We start from the raw sequence: 14,409 nt of genomic DNA, 5'->3' as shown, positions 1-14,409 counted from the left end.
CGGATCCACGAGCTGATCCGCCGGTCCGGCCCGGCCCGCGACGGTACCCGTGACCGGGGCCGTCGCACGGGGTGGCACGCTGACCCGGTGCCCGCGATCGACGTGATCGACGAGACCTTCCTGGCCGTGCCCCGCGAGCGGGTCGCGGCGGAGTTCGCCGACCCGGCCCGGTGGCCGTCGTACTGGCCCGACCTGCGCCCCGAGGTCGCACACGACCGCGGACCGGCCGGGCTGCGCTGGACCGTGACCGGCGCGCTGGTGGGGACCATGGAGGTCTGGTGCGAACCGGAGGGCGACGGCACCGTCCTGCACTTCTTCCTGCGCGCGGACCCGCACGGCCCGCCGCCCCGCGGGCGGCTGCGGCGCCGCCGGTGGCTGCGCGCGGAGTCCGACCGGCGGCACCGCGCGTTCAAGGCGCACGCCTTCGCGCTCAAGCGACGCCTGGAGGGCGGGCGCCCTGCGGGCGTCGCGCCGTCGGCGTTCCGGCCGGACCGGACGGCCTGAGCGTGCGGCTGCACGTCGTCACCGACGTCCACGGCGCCACCACGCCGCTCGCCCGCGCCGCCGAGGGCGCCGACGGCGTGCTCGTGCTCGGTGACCTGTTGGAATTCATCGACTACCGCGACCCGGCCAACGGGATCATCTCCCGGCTGCTCGGGTCCGAGGTCGCCGCCGAGTTCGGCCGGATGCGCCGGATCGGGGCGCCGCGCACGCAGATGCTGGGCCTGCTGGAGCGTTCCTGGGCCCGGTTCACCGACCCGGCGGCCGCCGTCGCCGAGGCCGTCGCCGCCCAGTACGCCGAGGTCTTCGGGGTGCTGGGCGGGCTCGGGGTGCCGGTGTGGGCGATCCCCGGCAACGTCGACGTCCCCGACGCCTGGCCCGAGACCGAGGGCGTCACCCGCGCCGACGGACGGGTCGTCGAGATCGGTGGCCGCCGGTTCGGCTTCCTCGGCGGGGTGCCGCTGCCGCCCGGGGTCGACCCGCGCCGCACCGGTCCCTGGCAGCCGCACTTCGTGGCCCACGAGGACTGGACCGCCCGCCTGGACACGCTCGGCCCGGCCGACGTGCTGTGCACCCACGTCCCGCCGGCGCTCCCGGGCCTGACCTACGACGTCGTCACCCGCCGCGCCGAGATCGCCAGTGCCCCGCTGGCCGCGCGGATCCGGGCCGAGCAGCCCTCGCACGCGCTGTTCGGCCACGTGCACCAGCCGCTGCGCCGGCGCACCCGGGTCGGCCGCACCGAATGCGTCAACGCCGGACACTTCCGTGCGCACGGCACGCCCTACGTGCTCCGGTTCTGACCACCGGATAGCCTCCCGCCATGGCCGACGCGACCTCGTCCTCGATCCACATCGACGCCCCGCCGGAGCGGGTCATGGCGGTGATCGCGGACTTCGCGTCCTACCCCGAGTGGACCGACCAGATCACCAGCGTCGAGATCCTCGACGCCGGTGCCGACGGCCGCGCCCGCCAGGTCCGCTTCGCGATGGACGCCGGGGCCATCAAGGACACCTACACCCTCGACTACGACTGGGCCGCCGACGACCGCTCGGTGTCGTGGACGCTGGTCAAGGGCGGCATCCAGCGCGCTCAGGACGGCGCGTACCGGCTGGTCGGCGACGCCGGCGGCACCACCGTCACCTACGAGCTCAGCGTCGAGGTCAACTTCCCGATGATCGGGATGCTCCGTCGCAAGGCGGAGAAAGTGATCATCGACGCGGCCCTGAAGGGGCTCAAGCGCCGCGTCGAGAAGGGCTGAGCCGGTCGGCGGCGACCCGGACACGATCGTTAGGCTCCGCGCTGTGCGTGTGGTGCTCTTCACTGGCAAGGGCGGGGTCGGCAAGACGACCCTGGCCGCCGCGACGGCCGCGCACGTCGCCGGGACCGGGCGGTCGGCGCTGGTCGTGTCCACCGACCCGGCGCACTCCCTCGGCGACGCGCTGGACGCCGAGCTGGGCGCCGATCCCACCGAGGTCACCGACAACCTGTGGGGCGCCCACATCGAGGCCCGGCACCTGCTCGAGGGCGCCTGGGGGGACCTGCAGGGGCACCTGCGCACGATGCTCGCCGGGGCCGGGGTGGACGAGCTCGTCGCCGACGAGCTGACCGTGCTGCCCGGCGTCGAGGACCTCCTCGCGCTCGTCGAGGTGCAGCGCTTCGCCGACTCCGGCCGCTTCGACGTCGTCGTCGTCGACTGCGGGCCGACCGCGGAGACGCTGCGGCTGCTCACCCTGCCCGAGGCGCTGTCGGGTTACCTGGAGCGGCTGTTCCCCGCACACCGGCGCGCCGTGCGCGGTCTGGTCGCCGGACTCGCCGGCGCGAAGGCCGACGGCGCGGGCTGGGAGCGCACCGTCGACGCGCTCGGTGTGCTGGCCGAGCAGCTGCGCGGCCTGCGCGGGCTGCTCGCGGACCGCTCCCGCACCTCGATCCGGCTGGTGCTGACCCCGGAGCGGGTCGTCGCGGCCGAGACCCGCCGGACCCTGACCGCGCTCGCCCTGCACGAGCTGCGGGTCGACGGGCTGCTGGCGAACCGGGTGATGCCGGGCCCGCCGCCGTCGCTGCGCGGGCCCGCCGCCCGCTGGCTGCGCGAACGTGCCGCCGAGCAGCAGTCCGTGCTCGCCGAGCTGGGCGAGCTCGGCGCGGACGTGCCGGTGACGGCGGTCCGCTACACCGCCGCCGAGCCGACCGGCGTCGCCGCACTGCGCGAGCTGGCCCACTCCGTCTACGGCGACGACGACCCCGCGGGCACGGCCGACGACGCCCCGTCGCGGCCGCTGATGGAGCTCCGGCGCACCGCCGGTCACGGGGTCTCCGCCGACACCGAGTTCGAGCTCGACGTGGCGCTGCCCGGCGCCCAGGACGCGCCGCTGGACCTCGCCCGGGTCGGCGACGACATGGTCGTCGGCATCGGGTTCTCCCGGCGCGTGGTCTCGCTGCCGTCGGTGCTGCGCCGCTGCGAGGCCACCGGCGCCCGGCTGGAGGGCCACGGCTCCGACGCCCGCCTGGTGATCTCCTTCGTCCCCGACCCGGGCACCTGGATGACCTCGTGAGCGGCCGCGACACCCGGGGCGGCACCCACTGCGGCGCCCACGGCGCCATCCCGGAGGACCTGCGGGTCACCGCGGTGGCGCTGCTCGACCGGCTGCGCACCGCCACCGAGGCCATGTCGGACTCGCTGCAGGCCACGGGCGTCGACCCCGGCCCCGGCGCCGCGGGCTCCTGCACCGCCTGTCCGGTGTGCGCGCTGATCGCCGTCGTGCGGGGGGAGCGGTCGGAGCTGGTCACCCGGCTCGCCGACCACGCCACCGGGCTGCTCGCCGTGCTCGTCGCGCTGCTGGAGGAGGCCGCCTCGCCCGCGCGTCGGGAGTCCCGCCGGCCGCAGGGCAGCGGTCGCTCGGTCCAGCGGATCGTGGTGCACCGGACGTGAGCCCCCGGATGTCCGACGTCCGCACCATCGGGGTGGACGTCGGGGGTACCAGCGTGCGCGCGGGCGTCGTCGACGCCGAGGGCGGGATCCTCGACACCGCCTCCGCGCCGACCCCACGCACCGACGACACGCTGGAGGCCGCCATCGCCGGCGCGGTCGAGGAGCTGCGGCGCCGGCACACCGTCGCCGCCGTCGGGCTCGCGCTCGCCGGGTTCGTCGACGCCCCGCGCGGGCTGGTCCGCTACGCCCCGCACCTGTCCTGGCGCGACGCCCCGGTCGCCGAGCGGATCGGCGACCGGCTCGGCGGGATCCCGGTCGTCGTGGAGCACGACGCGAACTCCGCCGCGCTCGCCGACCGCCGCTACGGCGCGGCGGCGGGCGCGTCGGTGGCGCTGGTCATCGCGCTGGGCACCGGGATCGGCGGAGCCCTGCTGCTCGACGGCGAGCTGTACCGCGGCGCGCACGGCGTCGCGCCCGAGCTCGGGCACCTGCGGGTCGTCCCGGAGGGGCGGGCCTGCCCGTGCGGCAAGCGCGGCTGCTGGGAGCGCTACTGCAGCGGGACCGCGCTCGGCGCCACCGCGCTGGAGATGCTCTCGGGCGGCGACGTGCCCGGCCCGTCCGGCCTGGCCCGGGAGGCCGCCGTCGACCCGGGGCGGATCACCGGCAAGCGGGTCGCCGCCGCCGCCCGCGAGGGCGACCCGGTCGCCCGCGCCGCCCTCGACGACATGGGGCGCTGGCTGGGGGAGGGGCTCTCGCTCGTCGCGGACGTCTTCGACCCGGACCTCGTGGTGATCGCCGGCGGGGTGTCGGCGTCGGCGCCCCTGTTCCTCGACGCCGCCCGCGAGCACTACGCCCGCATCCTCACCGGCGCAGGCAACCGGCCGCTGGCCCGGATCCGGACCGCGCAGCTCGGCGCGGCCGCCGCCGTCGTGGGCGCGGCGACGCTGGCCCGGGAGAGCCTGCGGGCCGACGCCCGGCGCTGAGTGCTACAGCCGCGAGCCGTCCTCCCAGGGGTCGGGGCCCTCGTCGGTGTCCGGGCTCCACAGCCGCAGCAGCAACCAGCCCAGCCCGGCCGCGATGAGCACCAGCCCCAGCGGCAGCGGCCAGGTCCCGCCGACGCCGACCAGCCCCGGCGCGACGCACAGCAGCAGCCCCACCGCGATCAGCCCACCACCCACGACGGCCGGGGGGCCCGGCCGCGGCTCCGGCGGCGGCTCCGGCGGGTGGTAGTGGTCCTCCGGGTCGGCGTCGGCCCCGCCTCCCGGGGGCGGGACCGCGGGGCCCGGCGGGTGCACGGGGCGGTCCGCCGCGGCGCCCGTGGCGTCGCCGGCGTCGCCGGTCCCGGTGCGGTCCGCACGGTCGGCCCGCTCGACGGGCTCGGCGGGCCAGTCCGGCACCGAGCCCTCGTCGCGCCAGGCGGAGACGATCGCGTCGAAGTCGTCGTCGGGCCGGTCCTCGCGGTCACGCGCGGGGTCTGCGGAGCTCATACCGGTCCGTCCCTCCCCGCTCGCGGCGGCTCCCATCCTGTCACGGCCGGTGTCCCGCCCGACACCGCCCACGGGCCCGCGCGGGCCACCGCGGGGCGCGCCCGACCACGGTGACCACAGCCCCGTTGTGAGGAGGTGTCGACGCTCCGTAGGCTGTCGCCGAAGTCGGTAGGGAGGCAGCGCAGGGTGCTGTACTGGTGGTCCAAGTTCGTGCTGCTCGGCCCGTTGATGAGGCTGTTCTGCCGGCCGGAGGTGCGCGGCGCCGAGAACGTGCCCGCCGGCTCCGGCGCGATCCTCGCCAGCAACCACCTCGCGGTGGCCGACTCCTTCTTCCTGCCGCTGATGCTGCCGCGGCGGGTGACCTTCCTCGCCAAGCGCGAGTACTTCACCGAGCCCGGGATCCGCGGCTGGTTCAAGAAGCAGTTCTTCACCGGCGTCGGGCAGGTCCCGGTGGACCGGTCTGGCGGGTCCGCGGCGCGCGCCGCGATGGACACCGCGGTGCGGCTGCTGAACGAGGGCAAGCTGCTCGGCATCTACCCGGAGGGCACCCGCTCGCCCGACGGGCGGCTCTACAAGGGCAAGACCGGCGTCGCCCGGATGGCGCTGGAGGCCGGCGTGCCGGTCATCCCGGTCGCCATGGTGGGGACCGACAAGGTCAACCCCATCGGCTCGAAGATGTGGCGCCCGCGCAAGGTGCGGATCGTGATCGGCGAGCCGCTGGACTTCTCCCGCTACGAGGGCATGGCGGGGGACCGGTTCATCGAGCGCTCCATGACCGACGAGATCATGTACGCGCTGATGGAGCTGTCCGGGCAGACCTACGTCGACCTGTACGCGGCGTCGGTCAAGGAGAAGGCCGCGGCCGGTGCGCCGCCGCCGGCCCCGTCGCGCCAGAGCCTGCCGCGGCCGGACGCGAACGTGCCCGACTCCCGCGCCTCCTGACCGGCTCCGGTAGACAGGACGGCACCATGCGCTTCTTCTACGACACCGAGTTCATCGAGGACGGCACGACGATCGACCTGGTGTCGATCGGGATCGTCGGCGAGGGCGGCCGCGAGTTCTACGCCGTGTCCACCGAGTTCGACCCGGACCGGGCGGGCAAGTGGGTGCGGGCCAACGTCCTGCCCAAGCTGCCCCCGCCCAGCGACCGGGCCTGGATGTCGCGGGCCCGGATGCGCGAGGAGATCCTCGACTTCTGCACCGGTGCGCCCGGCGACGTCGAGCTGTGGGCCTGGATCGCCGCCTACGACCACGTCGCGCTGTGCCAGCTGTGGGGCGCGATGCCCGCGCTGCCGCGCCCGATCCCGCGCTTCACCCGTGAGCTGCGCCAGCGGTGGGAGGACGCGGGCCGCCCGGCACTGCCCCCGCCGCCCGCCCAGGCGCACGACGCGCTCGCCGACGCCCGGCACAACCTGCGGCGCTGGGAAGTGATCGCCGAGACCCTCGCGACGGGGGCCGCGCCCCGGTAGGGATCGGCCGCGGCCTAGGCTGGACCACGTGAACTGGTCCGTCGACGCGCCGATCGACGTCCTCCCGGAGCTGCCGCCGCTGCCCGCGGACCTGCGCTCCGCGCTGGACGACGCGCTCTCCCGCCCTGCCGCCCAGCAGCCCGAGTGGCCCGACCCGTCGCAGGTGGGCGACGTGCGGAAGGTCCTCGAGTCCGTCCCGCCGGTGGTGCTGCCGCCCGAGGTCGACCGGCTGCAGTCCCGGCTCGCCGCCGTCGCGAACGGCGAGGCGTTCCTGCTGCAGGGCGGCGACTGCGCCGAGACCTTCGTCGACAACACCGAGCCGCACATCCGGGCGACGATCCGCACGTTGCTGCAGATGGCCGTCGTCCTGACCTACGGTGCCTCGATGCCGGTGGTCAAGGTCGGCCGGATCGCCGGGCAGTACGCCAAGCCGCGCAGCTCCCCGATCGACGCGGCCGGGCTGCCGTCCTACCGCGGGGACATCGTCAACGGTCTCGCCCCGGACCCGCAGGGCCGGATCCCGGACCCGTCGCGCATGGTGCGCGCCTACGCGAACGCCTCCGCGGCGATGAACCTGGTCCGCGGCCTGACCGCGACCGGGCTGGCCGACCTGTCCAAGGTGCACGACTGGAACAAGGACTTCGTCCGCACCTCCGCCGCGGGCGTGCGCTACGAGGCCGTCGCCGCCGAGATCGACCGCGCGGTCCGCTTCATGGACGCCTGCGGGGTGCGCGACCACAACCTGCACCAGGTCGAGTTCTACGCCAGCCACGAGGCGCTGCTGCTGGACTACGAGCGCGCCATGCTGCGCCTGGACCTCGAGCGCGACCCCACCGGCGGGGAGGCCCCGAAGCTCTACGACCTGTCGACGCACTTCCTCTGGATCGGGGAGCGGACCCGCCAGCTCGACGGCGCGCACGTCGCGTTCGCGGAGCTGCTGGCCAACCCGATCGGGATGAAGATCGGCCCGACGACGACGCCCGACCAGGCCGTCGAGTACGTCGAGCGGCTCGACCCGCACAACCGCCCCGGCCGGCTGTCGCTCATCTCCCGGATGGGCAACGACAAGGTCCGCGACGTGCTCCCGGCGATCGTCGAGAAGGTCACCGCCTCCGGGCACAAGGTCATCTGGCAGTGCGACCCGATGCACGGCAACACCCACGAGGCCTCGACCGGCTACAAGACCCGGCACTTCGACCGGATCGTCGACGAGGTGCAGGGCTTCTTCGAGGTGCACCGCTCGCTCGGCACCCACCCCGGCGGCATCCACGTCGAGGTCACCGGCGAGGACGTCACCGAGTGCCTCGGGGGTGCGCAGCGGATCTCCGACACCGACCTCGCCGGCCGGTACGAGACCGCTTGCGACCCGCGGCTGAACACCCAGCAGAGCCTGGAGCTGGCGTTCCTAGTCGCGGAGATGCTGCGCGGCTGACCTGCCGCCCTCGATCAGTACCCGTCGATCAGTACCTCAGCGCTGTTCCGGCCGGTCCGGACCGCGCTCAGGTACTGATCGACGGGAAGCGGGCCGCTCGCACGCCGACGCGCGGGGTGCCCGGGATCAGGCGCCGGTGCTGGCCCGGGCCGCCAGGCGCGACGGCAGGCGGGGGGCGACGCCGTAGCCGTCGGCGCCGGCGAGCACCCCGGCCAGGCGCTGCGCGGCGGCCCGGCCGAGCTCCTCGGCGGGCAGTGCCACGCTCGTCAGCGCCGGCGCCGTCACCTGCGAGTACGGCAGGTCGTCGAACCCGGCGACGGCGATGTCCCCCGGCACGTCCAGCCCGAGCCGGTGCGCGGCGGCCAGGACGCCGTAGGCCATCGTGTCCGCCGCCGCGACGACCGCGGTCGCCCCGCCCGCCCGCCAGCGCGGCAGTGCCTCGGCGCTGACGTCGGCGGCCGAGTCGAGGGTCAGCCCGGCGCGGGTGCCGTCGTCGAGGACCCGCAGGCCGTGCGCGGCGGCGACCCGGGAGAGCAGCTCGCGGCGCACGGTGAAGGTGGCCGAGGGCGTCGACCCCTCCAGGTAGGCGATCGTCGTGTGCCCGGCCGCGGCGAGGTGCGCGACCAACGCGCGCACGCCCGGCTCCAGGTCGAAGGTCACCGTCGCCGCGCGGCTCTCGAAACCGGGGGCGTCCATCAGGACCATCGGCGGGCCGCCCGGCTCGAGGTCGTCGAGGAACGTCGGCGACGGCGCGTGCACCAGCAGCCCGGCCGGCCGGAACGCCGCGACCCGGCGGACGTCGTCGGCGCCGGGCTGTTCGCCGCCCTCGATCACCGACAGCATCAGCGGGTGCCTGCTACCCAGCGCCGCCCGGATCCCGGTGGTGACCCGCCCGAAGTAGGGGTTGGGGAGATCGGGGGCGAGCAGCACGACGAGGTCGGTGGTACCGCGGGCGAGCGAGCTCGCCGCGTGGTCGACCACGTAGCCCAGCTCGTCGACCGCGGCCCGGACCCGGTCGGTGATCACCTCCGACACCCGCCCACGCGACTTGCCGTTCACCACCAGCGACACGGTGGACACGCTCGTCCCCGCCCGCCGGGCCACCATCGCCGCCGTCACCCGCCGGCCCACCGGTCCTGCCATTGGGCGAGCGTACCCGGACGCGCCACACATCAAGCGCTTGACGTCATGCGCTTGACCAGTCACAGTCGACACGTCCGGAGCCCCGGACGGCCGCGACGACGAGGTAGGACACCGGAGATGACCGAGAAGATCGTCCTGGACTGCGATCCGGGCCACGACGACGCGATCGCGCTGCTGCTCGCCCACGGCGACCCGCGGATCGAGCTGCTCGCCGTCACCACGGTCGTCGGGAACCAGACGCTGGACAAGGTGACGCGCAACGCACTGTCGGTCGCGACCCTGGCCGGGATCACCGGCGTGCCGTTCGCGGCCGGCGCCGACCGCCCGCTGCTGCGGGAGATCGCCGTCGCCGCCGACATCCACGGCGAGTCCGGGCTGGACGGCCCGCAGCTGCCCGCCCCGGCGTTCACCACGGTGGACACCCATGCCGTGGACCTCATCGTGGAGACCGTGCTCGCCCACGAGCCGGGCACGGTCACCCTCGTCCCCACCGGCGGTCTGACCAACATCGCGCTCGCCGCCCGGCGCGCCCCCGAGATCGTCGGACGGGTCAAGCGGGTGGTGCTGATGGGCGGCGGCGTCGCCGTCGGCAACCGGACCCCGGTGGCCGAGTTCAACATCGCCATCGACCCCGAGGCCGCCGCGATCGTGTTCGAGGCGGGCTGGGAGGTGGTCATGGTCGGGCTCGACCTGACCCACCAGGCGCTGGCCGGTCCCGAGGTGCGCCGCGCGATCCGCGCCGTCGGGACCGGCCCGGCGCGCTTCGTCGACGAGCTGCTCGACTTCTTCGCCGCCACCTACCGCGACGTGCAGGGCTTCGACGTCCCGCCGGTGCACGACCCGTGCGCGGTCGCCCACGTCATCGATCCCACGATCGTCCGGGCGTTCCCGATGCCGATCGTCGTCGAGACCGCGGGCCGGCACACCACCGGGATGACGGTCGCCGACCGGCGCGGTCCGGCCCCGCAGGGGTGCCGCACCCACGCCGCGCTGGAGCTCGACCACGCCCGCTTCTGGGAGCTGGTCGTGGACGCGCTGCGCACCATCGGCGACCCGGCCCCGCCCTCCTCGCGGCGACGGAGCAGATCGCATGACCGCCCCCGACCGCCGCCCGGTCGTCACACTCGTCGTGGCGGTGCTGGCCGCCTGCGTGGCGTTCCAGCTCAACGCCTCCATGCTCAGCCCCGCGCTGGTCACCATGGCCCGTGAGCTGGGCACCGACGACGCCACCGTCGGCCTGTCCCAGACGATGTTCTTCACCCTCGCGGCGATGTTCTCGCTGTTCCTGCCGCGGCTGTCCGACATCGCGGGGCGCCGCAGGGTGCTGCTGGTGATGCTCGCGGTCATGCTGGTCGGCAGCGTCGTCGCCGCCCTCGCCGTCAGCGTGCCGATGCTGTTCGCCGGTCGGATCCTGCAGGGCATCACCGGGCCGGTCGTCCCGATCTGCCTGCTCATGCTGCGCAGCGAGATCGCCGACCCGCGCCGCTACGGGGTCGTGCTCGGGCTGATCACCGCCGTCAACGGCGGCGTCGCCGGTCTCGACGCGCTGCTCGGCGGCTGGCTGGCCACCCACCACGGCTTCCGCTCGATCTTCTGGGTCATCGCCGCGGTCACCGTCGTCGCGCTGGTGCTCGTCGCGGTGTGGGGTGTGGAGTCCCGCCCCTCGGAGGGCGCCCGGATGGACTGGCGCGGGGTCGTGCCGCTGGTCGTCGCGGTCGGCGCGCTGCTGCTGGCCTTCGACGAGGCCGCTGCGCTGTCCGACGCGAGCTGGGGTCTCGTCGCCGGGTACGCGCTGCTCGCCGTCGTCGCCGCGGTGGTGTTCTGGCGGCTGCAGGGCCGCACCGCGCAGCCGCTCGTCGCACCCGAGGACCTGCGCCGGCGCGCGACCTGGGCCACGCTCGGCACCACGCTGCTGACCATGACCGGCGTGTTCGCCGTGGTCAACGGCCTGGTCGCCTCGATCGCCCAGAACCCCACGGCCGGGTTCGGGCTCGGCGCGGACCTCACCGCGCTGGCGCTGCTCGCCCCCTACGCCCTGATCGGCTGGCTGGTCGGGCCGTTCGCCGGTCGGCTGGCCCCGGTGCTCGGCTACCGCACGGTGCTGCGGGTCGGGCTGGCCGGCAGCGTCGTCGCCACCGTGCTGCTGGCGGTGGTGGGGGTGCACTCGTTCCCGGTGCTGGTCGTCGCGACGCTGCTGCTCGGCGTCACCTACGCCGGCATCGCCAACATCATGCTCAACGGCCTGGGCGTGCTGCTCTCGCCCGCCGACCGGCCCGGCATGCTCCCCGGGCTCAACGCCGGCGCGTTCAACCTGGGCGCCGGGATCAGCTTCGTGGTGCTGCCCGCGGTGCAGGTCGCCGTCGGCGGTGCCGAGCAGACCGGGGTCGGCGGCTACGCCGCGGGCATGGGCGTCGGGGCCGCGTGCACCGCGGGCGCGTTCGCGCTGTCGTTGCTCATCCCGCGTCCGGCCACGGCCGAGACCGGCGCCGCACACGACGCGGTGGACGCCCGATGAGCCGGGTCCTGGTCGTCGGCTCGCTCAACGCCGACCTGGTGGTGCGCACCGAGCGCTTCCCCGGACCGGGGGAGACCGTGGCCGGGGAGGACCTGACGGTGGGCCCCGGCGGCAAGGGGGCCAACCAGGCCGTCGCCGCCGCCCGGCTCGGGGCCGGTGCCGGGGTCGGGGTCGGCGTGGGCATGGTCGGCGCGATCGGCGACGACGACCACGGCCGCACCGTGCGCGACGCCGTCGCCGCCGCGGGGGCCGACGTCGACCGGGTCGCGGTGCGGACCGGTGCGGCCACCGGCACCGCGGTCATCACCGTCGACGCCGCGGGCGACAACACCATCGTCGTCTCGCCAGGGGCCAACGCCACCCTGGGGCCGGAGGACCTGCCGGCCTTCGACGACGTCGCGGTGCTGACGCTGTGCCTGGAGATCCCCACCCCGACGGTGCTGGCCGCCGCCCGGGCCGCCCACGCCGCCGGGACCACCGTGCTGCTCAACCTCTCGCCCTACGCCCCGGTGCCCCCGGAGCTGCTCGACGCCACCGACGTCCTCGTCGTCAACGAGCACGAGGCCGCGCTGCTGGGGGAGCACTCGGTGCCCCGTTCGGTGGTGACACGCGGGGCCGCGGGGTGCGAGGTCCACGACGCCGACCGCGATACGGTGTCCACAGTGGACGCGATGCGGGTCGAGCCGGTGGACACCACCGGCTCGGGCGACGCGTTCCTCGCGGCCGTCGCCGTGCGGCTCGCCGCCGGGGACGACCTGGTCGACGCGGCCCGCTACGCCGTGCGCGCCGGTGCCCTCGCGGTCACCGTCGCCGGGGCGCAGCTGCCGCCCGTCGGCGACGACGAGCGCATCCGCTTCGGGCTGTAGGCCCCACGAACGCCGGTGTCCCGGCCGGACCGCCATCCGGCCGGGACACCGGTTCCCGCCCCGCCGGGTTCCGGCCCGCGGCCGGTGTCCACGCGGTGTGTCGCCCGGCCCTGAGCATCCGGCTCGGAGCGCGCAGCCCGGAGCGCCCGGCCCGGAGCGCCCGGTTCCGAGGGCCGGGCTCAGAGGACGGTGAGCGTGATGGTGTCGCCCGGTTCGGCGTCGCTGCCCGCTCCCGGGTCCTGCCCGATGACGCGCCCGTCGCGGCGGCCGAACGGGAAGCCGCGCTCGACGTCGACGTCGAAACCCGCCTGGCGCAGCAGGTCCGCGGCCTCGTCGGCGCGCATGCCGATCACGAACGGCACCGAGGTGGGGCCCGGCTCAGCGGTGGGCGGCGCGGTCGTCGGGGGCGGGGCGGGTTCGGCACCGCGACTGGTGACCAGGGTGACCGCCGCGCCGCTCGCCAGCCGGGTCCCGGCGGGCGGGTCGGTCCGGATGACCGCCCCGGCCGGCACCTCGGTGCTGTACTCCGCCGCGGTCGTGGACTGCACCGGGGTCAGCCCGGCGCGGCGCACCGCGTCCTCGGCGGTGGCCACGGCGCTGCCGGCCGGCACGTCGGGGACGGCGGGCCGGCCGGTGGAGACGACCAGGGTGACCGTGGTGCCGCGCAGCACGCGGGTCTCCGGCGCCGGGTCGACCTGGGCGACCCGGTCGGGGGCCACCTCGTCGTCGGCGCGTTCGGTGACGGTCGGGGTCAGGTCGGACTCGGCGACCAGCGCGGTCGCCTGCTCCCGGTCCATGCCGGTGACCGCGGGCATCGTGGTCCAGCGGCCGGACCCGAGCCACCAGGCGCCCGTCCCGGCCAGTGCGGCCAGCAGCAGGAGCAGCACCATCCACAGCGCGAACACCCGGCGGCCACGACGGCGGCGCCCGGCCAGCTCCTCGCGGGTCATCGGCTCCGGCTGACCGGCGGGGGTGACGGCGGTGCCGTGCGCGCCGCGGGTCCTGGTCTGCACCCGGGTGCCGCCGGGGCCCGGCGCGGCGGCGTCGAGCGGCCGGTGGCGCAGCGGTCCGGCGGGGAGGGTGGCGCCGTCGTCGGGGGGCGGCGGGCCGGGCGGTCGCGGCGTGGCGGTCCGGGGCAGGCCCAGCCGGTCGGCCATGTCCAGCAGCTCGCGGCGGAAGTGCTCCGCGTCGACCGGGCGCTGCTCCGGGTCCCGCGAGGTGGCCCGGGCGACGAGCGCGTCCACGGCCGGTGGCAGGCCCGGGACCAGCGCCGACGGCGGCGGCACGTCCTCGTTCACGTGCCGGTAGGCCACCGACAGCGGGTTGTCGGCGGTGTAGGGCGGCTGCCCGGTCAGCATCTCGTAGAGCACGACGCCGGCGGCGTAGACGTCGCTGCGGCCGTCGGCGCGGCCGGACACGACCTGCTCGGGGGAGAGGTAGGCCATCGTCCCGAGGATCATCCCCGCGTGGCTGCCCCCGGCCTCGGCGGCCGCGGTGAGCAGGCCGAAGTCGGCCACCTTCACCTCGCCGCCGGAGGAGATCAGCACGTTCTCCGGCTTCACGTCGCGGTGCACCATGCCGAGCCGGTGCGCGCGGGCCAACCCGGCGAGGACCGGCTCCAGCACCCGCACCGCGGCGGGGAGCCCGAGTGCGCCGCGGGCGCGCAGCACGTCGCGCAGGGTGCCGCCGTCGACCAGCTCCATGACGACGAACAGGCTGGCCTCGCCCAGCGGGCCCGCCGGCACGGTGCCCCGGTCGTAGACGGCGACGACGCACGGGTGGTCGATCCGCGCCGCCAGGCGGGCCTCCCGGTCGAACCGGGTGCGGAAGGCGTGGTCCCCGGCCATCCTCGGGTCCATCACCTTGATCGCGACGGCGCGTTCGAGACGGGTGTCGGTGCCGTGGTGCACCGTCGACATGCCGCCGCGGGCCAGCACCGGGCCGACCCGGTAGCGACCGTCGAGCAGCACCTCGCCGGGGCCGTCGGCGGCGAGCCGCCCGGCCCCACCCGGGGTGCCGGGGGCGGCCGGACCGGACGGTGAGCTCATCGCGGGTCAGGTTACCGGTGGG

The 14,409-nt window shown here is 75.8% G+C and carries 15 protein-coding genes; 12 read left to right on the top strand and 3 right to left on the bottom strand.

Going from position 1 to position 14,409, the window contains the following annotated elements; translation table 11 throughout:
* The first annotated feature begins 87 nt into the window (after window positions 1–87).
* The 6 genes from KPL59_RS24095 to KPL59_RS24070 are packed head-to-tail and all read left to right on the top strand — an operon-like array spanning window position 88 to window position 4,410.
* Entirely contained in the window at window positions 88–504 is a 417-nt protein-coding gene (locus KPL59_RS24095; RefSeq protein ID WP_020623843.1) for a hypothetical protein, read from the top strand.
* A gap of 2 nt (window positions 505–506) precedes the next feature.
* A complete protein-coding gene (locus KPL59_RS24090) occupies window positions 507–1,301 on the top strand; it encodes a metallophosphoesterase (protein WP_226358949.1) in 795 nt (264 codons plus the stop codon).
* 20 nt (window positions 1,302–1,321) lie between these two features.
* Window positions 1,322–1,759 carry an SRPBCC family protein gene (locus tag KPL59_RS24085; RefSeq protein WP_020623841.1) on the top strand — a complete coding sequence of 146 codons (438 nt, stop codon included), beginning with the start codon at window positions 1,322–1,324 and terminating at the stop codon, window positions 1,757–1,759.
* A gap of 43 nt (window positions 1,760–1,802) precedes the next feature.
* The gene (locus tag KPL59_RS24080) at window positions 1,803–3,050 is read left to right on the top strand and encodes an ArsA family ATPase (protein ID WP_075333594.1); all 1,248 of its coding nucleotides are present in this window, start codon (window positions 1,803–1,805) and stop codon (window positions 3,048–3,050) included.
* Window positions 3,047–3,427 (top strand): hypothetical protein, encoded by a 381-nt coding sequence (locus KPL59_RS24075; protein WP_226358947.1) that lies wholly within the window; start codon window positions 3,047–3,049, stop codon window positions 3,425–3,427. Before KPL59_RS24080 ends, KPL59_RS24075 begins: the two co-directional genes overlap by 4 nt.
* An 8-nt stretch (window positions 3,428–3,435) precedes the next feature.
* Complete coding sequence (locus KPL59_RS24070; RefSeq protein WP_226362136.1) at window positions 3,436–4,410, top strand: ROK family protein; 975 nt, start codon at window positions 3,436–3,438, stop codon at window positions 4,408–4,410.
* Window positions 4,411–4,413: 3 nt separating this feature from the next.
* Here the strand turns inward: KPL59_RS24070 and KPL59_RS24065 are convergent, their stop codons facing one another.
* The gene (locus tag KPL59_RS24065) at window positions 4,414–4,914 is read right to left on the bottom strand and encodes a hypothetical protein (RefSeq protein ID WP_226362042.1); all 501 of its coding nucleotides are present in this window, start codon (window positions 4,912–4,914) and stop codon (window positions 4,414–4,416) included.
* Window positions 4,915–5,100: 186 nt separating this feature from the next.
* On the opposite strand from KPL59_RS24065, the gene KPL59_RS24060 reads away from it, so the two are divergent.
* The 3 genes from KPL59_RS24060 to KPL59_RS24050 are packed head-to-tail and all read left to right on the top strand — an operon-like array spanning window position 5,101 to window position 7,815.
* A complete protein-coding gene (locus KPL59_RS24060; RefSeq protein WP_020626437.1) occupies window positions 5,101–5,856 on the top strand; it encodes a 1-acyl-sn-glycerol-3-phosphate acyltransferase in 756 nt (251 codons plus the stop codon).
* 26 nt (window positions 5,857–5,882) lie between these two features.
* Window positions 5,883–6,383: a polyadenylate-specific 3'-exoribonuclease AS gene (locus tag KPL59_RS24055; protein ID WP_226362041.1), complete on the top strand. Its 501-nt coding sequence runs from the start codon at window positions 5,883–5,885 to the stop codon at window positions 6,381–6,383.
* A gap of 28 nt (window positions 6,384–6,411) precedes the next feature.
* A complete protein-coding gene (locus tag KPL59_RS24050) occupies window positions 6,412–7,815 on the top strand; it encodes a class II 3-deoxy-7-phosphoheptulonate synthase (protein WP_226362040.1) in 1,404 nt (467 codons plus the stop codon).
* Between the two features lie 126 nt (window positions 7,816–7,941).
* Here the strand turns inward: KPL59_RS24050 and KPL59_RS24045 are convergent, their stop codons facing one another.
* The gene (locus KPL59_RS24045) at window positions 7,942–8,958 is read right to left on the bottom strand and encodes a LacI family DNA-binding transcriptional regulator (RefSeq protein ID WP_226362039.1); all 1,017 of its coding nucleotides are present in this window, start codon (window positions 8,956–8,958) and stop codon (window positions 7,942–7,944) included.
* Window positions 8,959–9,075: 117 nt separating this feature from the next.
* Between KPL59_RS24045 and KPL59_RS24040 the strand changes: the two genes are divergently transcribed.
* From KPL59_RS24040 to KPL59_RS24030, 3 genes are read left to right on the top strand one after another with little or no spacing between them, the layout of a single operon-like run.
* The gene (locus KPL59_RS24040; RefSeq protein WP_226362038.1) at window positions 9,076–10,167 is read left to right on the top strand and encodes a nucleoside hydrolase; all 1,092 of its coding nucleotides are present in this window, start codon (window positions 9,076–9,078) and stop codon (window positions 10,165–10,167) included.
* Window positions 10,049–11,473, top strand: a complete 1,425-nt coding sequence (locus KPL59_RS24035; protein ID WP_226362037.1) for an MFS transporter — start codon at window positions 10,049–10,051, stop codon at window positions 11,471–11,473. Before KPL59_RS24040 ends, KPL59_RS24035 begins: the two co-directional genes overlap by 119 nt.
* Window positions 11,470–12,339 carry a PfkB family carbohydrate kinase gene (locus tag KPL59_RS24030; protein ID WP_226362036.1) on the top strand — a complete coding sequence of 290 codons (870 nt, stop codon included), beginning with the start codon at window positions 11,470–11,472 and terminating at the stop codon, window positions 12,337–12,339. The genes KPL59_RS24035 and KPL59_RS24030 overlap by 4 nt, the downstream gene beginning before the upstream one ends.
* Window positions 12,340–12,518: 179 nt before the next feature.
* Here the strand turns inward: KPL59_RS24030 and pknB are convergent, their stop codons facing one another.
* Window positions 12,519–14,387: a Stk1 family PASTA domain-containing Ser/Thr kinase gene (pknB, locus tag KPL59_RS24025; RefSeq protein ID WP_226362035.1), complete on the bottom strand. Its 1,869-nt coding sequence runs from the start codon at window positions 14,385–14,387 to the stop codon at window positions 12,519–12,521.
* Window positions 14,388–14,409 lie beyond the last annotated feature (22 nt).

It is taken from the genome of Pseudonocardia sp. ICBG1142 (genome assembly GCF_020496255.1).
Taxonomy (GTDB): Bacteria; Actinomycetota; Actinomycetes; order Mycobacteriales; family Pseudonocardiaceae; genus Pseudonocardia.
Note: the sequence above shows the minus strand (reverse complement) of the source record. Positions and strands in the feature narration are given on the sequence as shown.

Coding starts and splice junctions, on each gene's coding strand:
- KPL59_RS24085 (WP_020623841.1), top strand. CDS start 1,322: ATGGCCGACGCGACCTCGTCCTCGATCCACATCGACGCCCCGCCGGAG.
- KPL59_RS24070 (WP_226362136.1), top strand. CDS start 3,436: ATGTCCGACGTCCGCACCATCGGGGTGGACGTCGGGGGTACCAGCGTG.
- KPL59_RS24065 (WP_226362042.1), bottom strand. CDS start 4,914: ATGAGCTCCGCAGACCCCGCGCGTGACCGCGAGGACCGGCCCGACGAC.
- KPL59_RS24055 (WP_226362041.1), top strand. CDS start 5,883: ATGCGCTTCTTCTACGACACCGAGTTCATCGAGGACGGCACGACGATC.
- KPL59_RS24045 (WP_226362039.1), bottom strand. CDS start 8,958: ATGGCAGGACCGGTGGGCCGGCGGGTGACGGCGGCGATGGTGGCCCGG.
- KPL59_RS24040 (WP_226362038.1), top strand. CDS start 9,076: ATGACCGAGAAGATCGTCCTGGACTGCGATCCGGGCCACGACGACGCG.
- KPL59_RS24035 (WP_226362037.1), top strand. CDS start 10,049: ATGACCGCCCCCGACCGCCGCCCGGTCGTCACACTCGTCGTGGCGGTG.
- KPL59_RS24030 (WP_226362036.1), top strand. CDS start 11,470: ATGAGCCGGGTCCTGGTCGTCGGCTCGCTCAACGCCGACCTGGTGGTG.
- pknB (WP_226362035.1), bottom strand. CDS start 14,387: ATGAGCTCACCGTCCGGTCCGGCCGCCCCCGGCACCCCGGGTGGGGCC.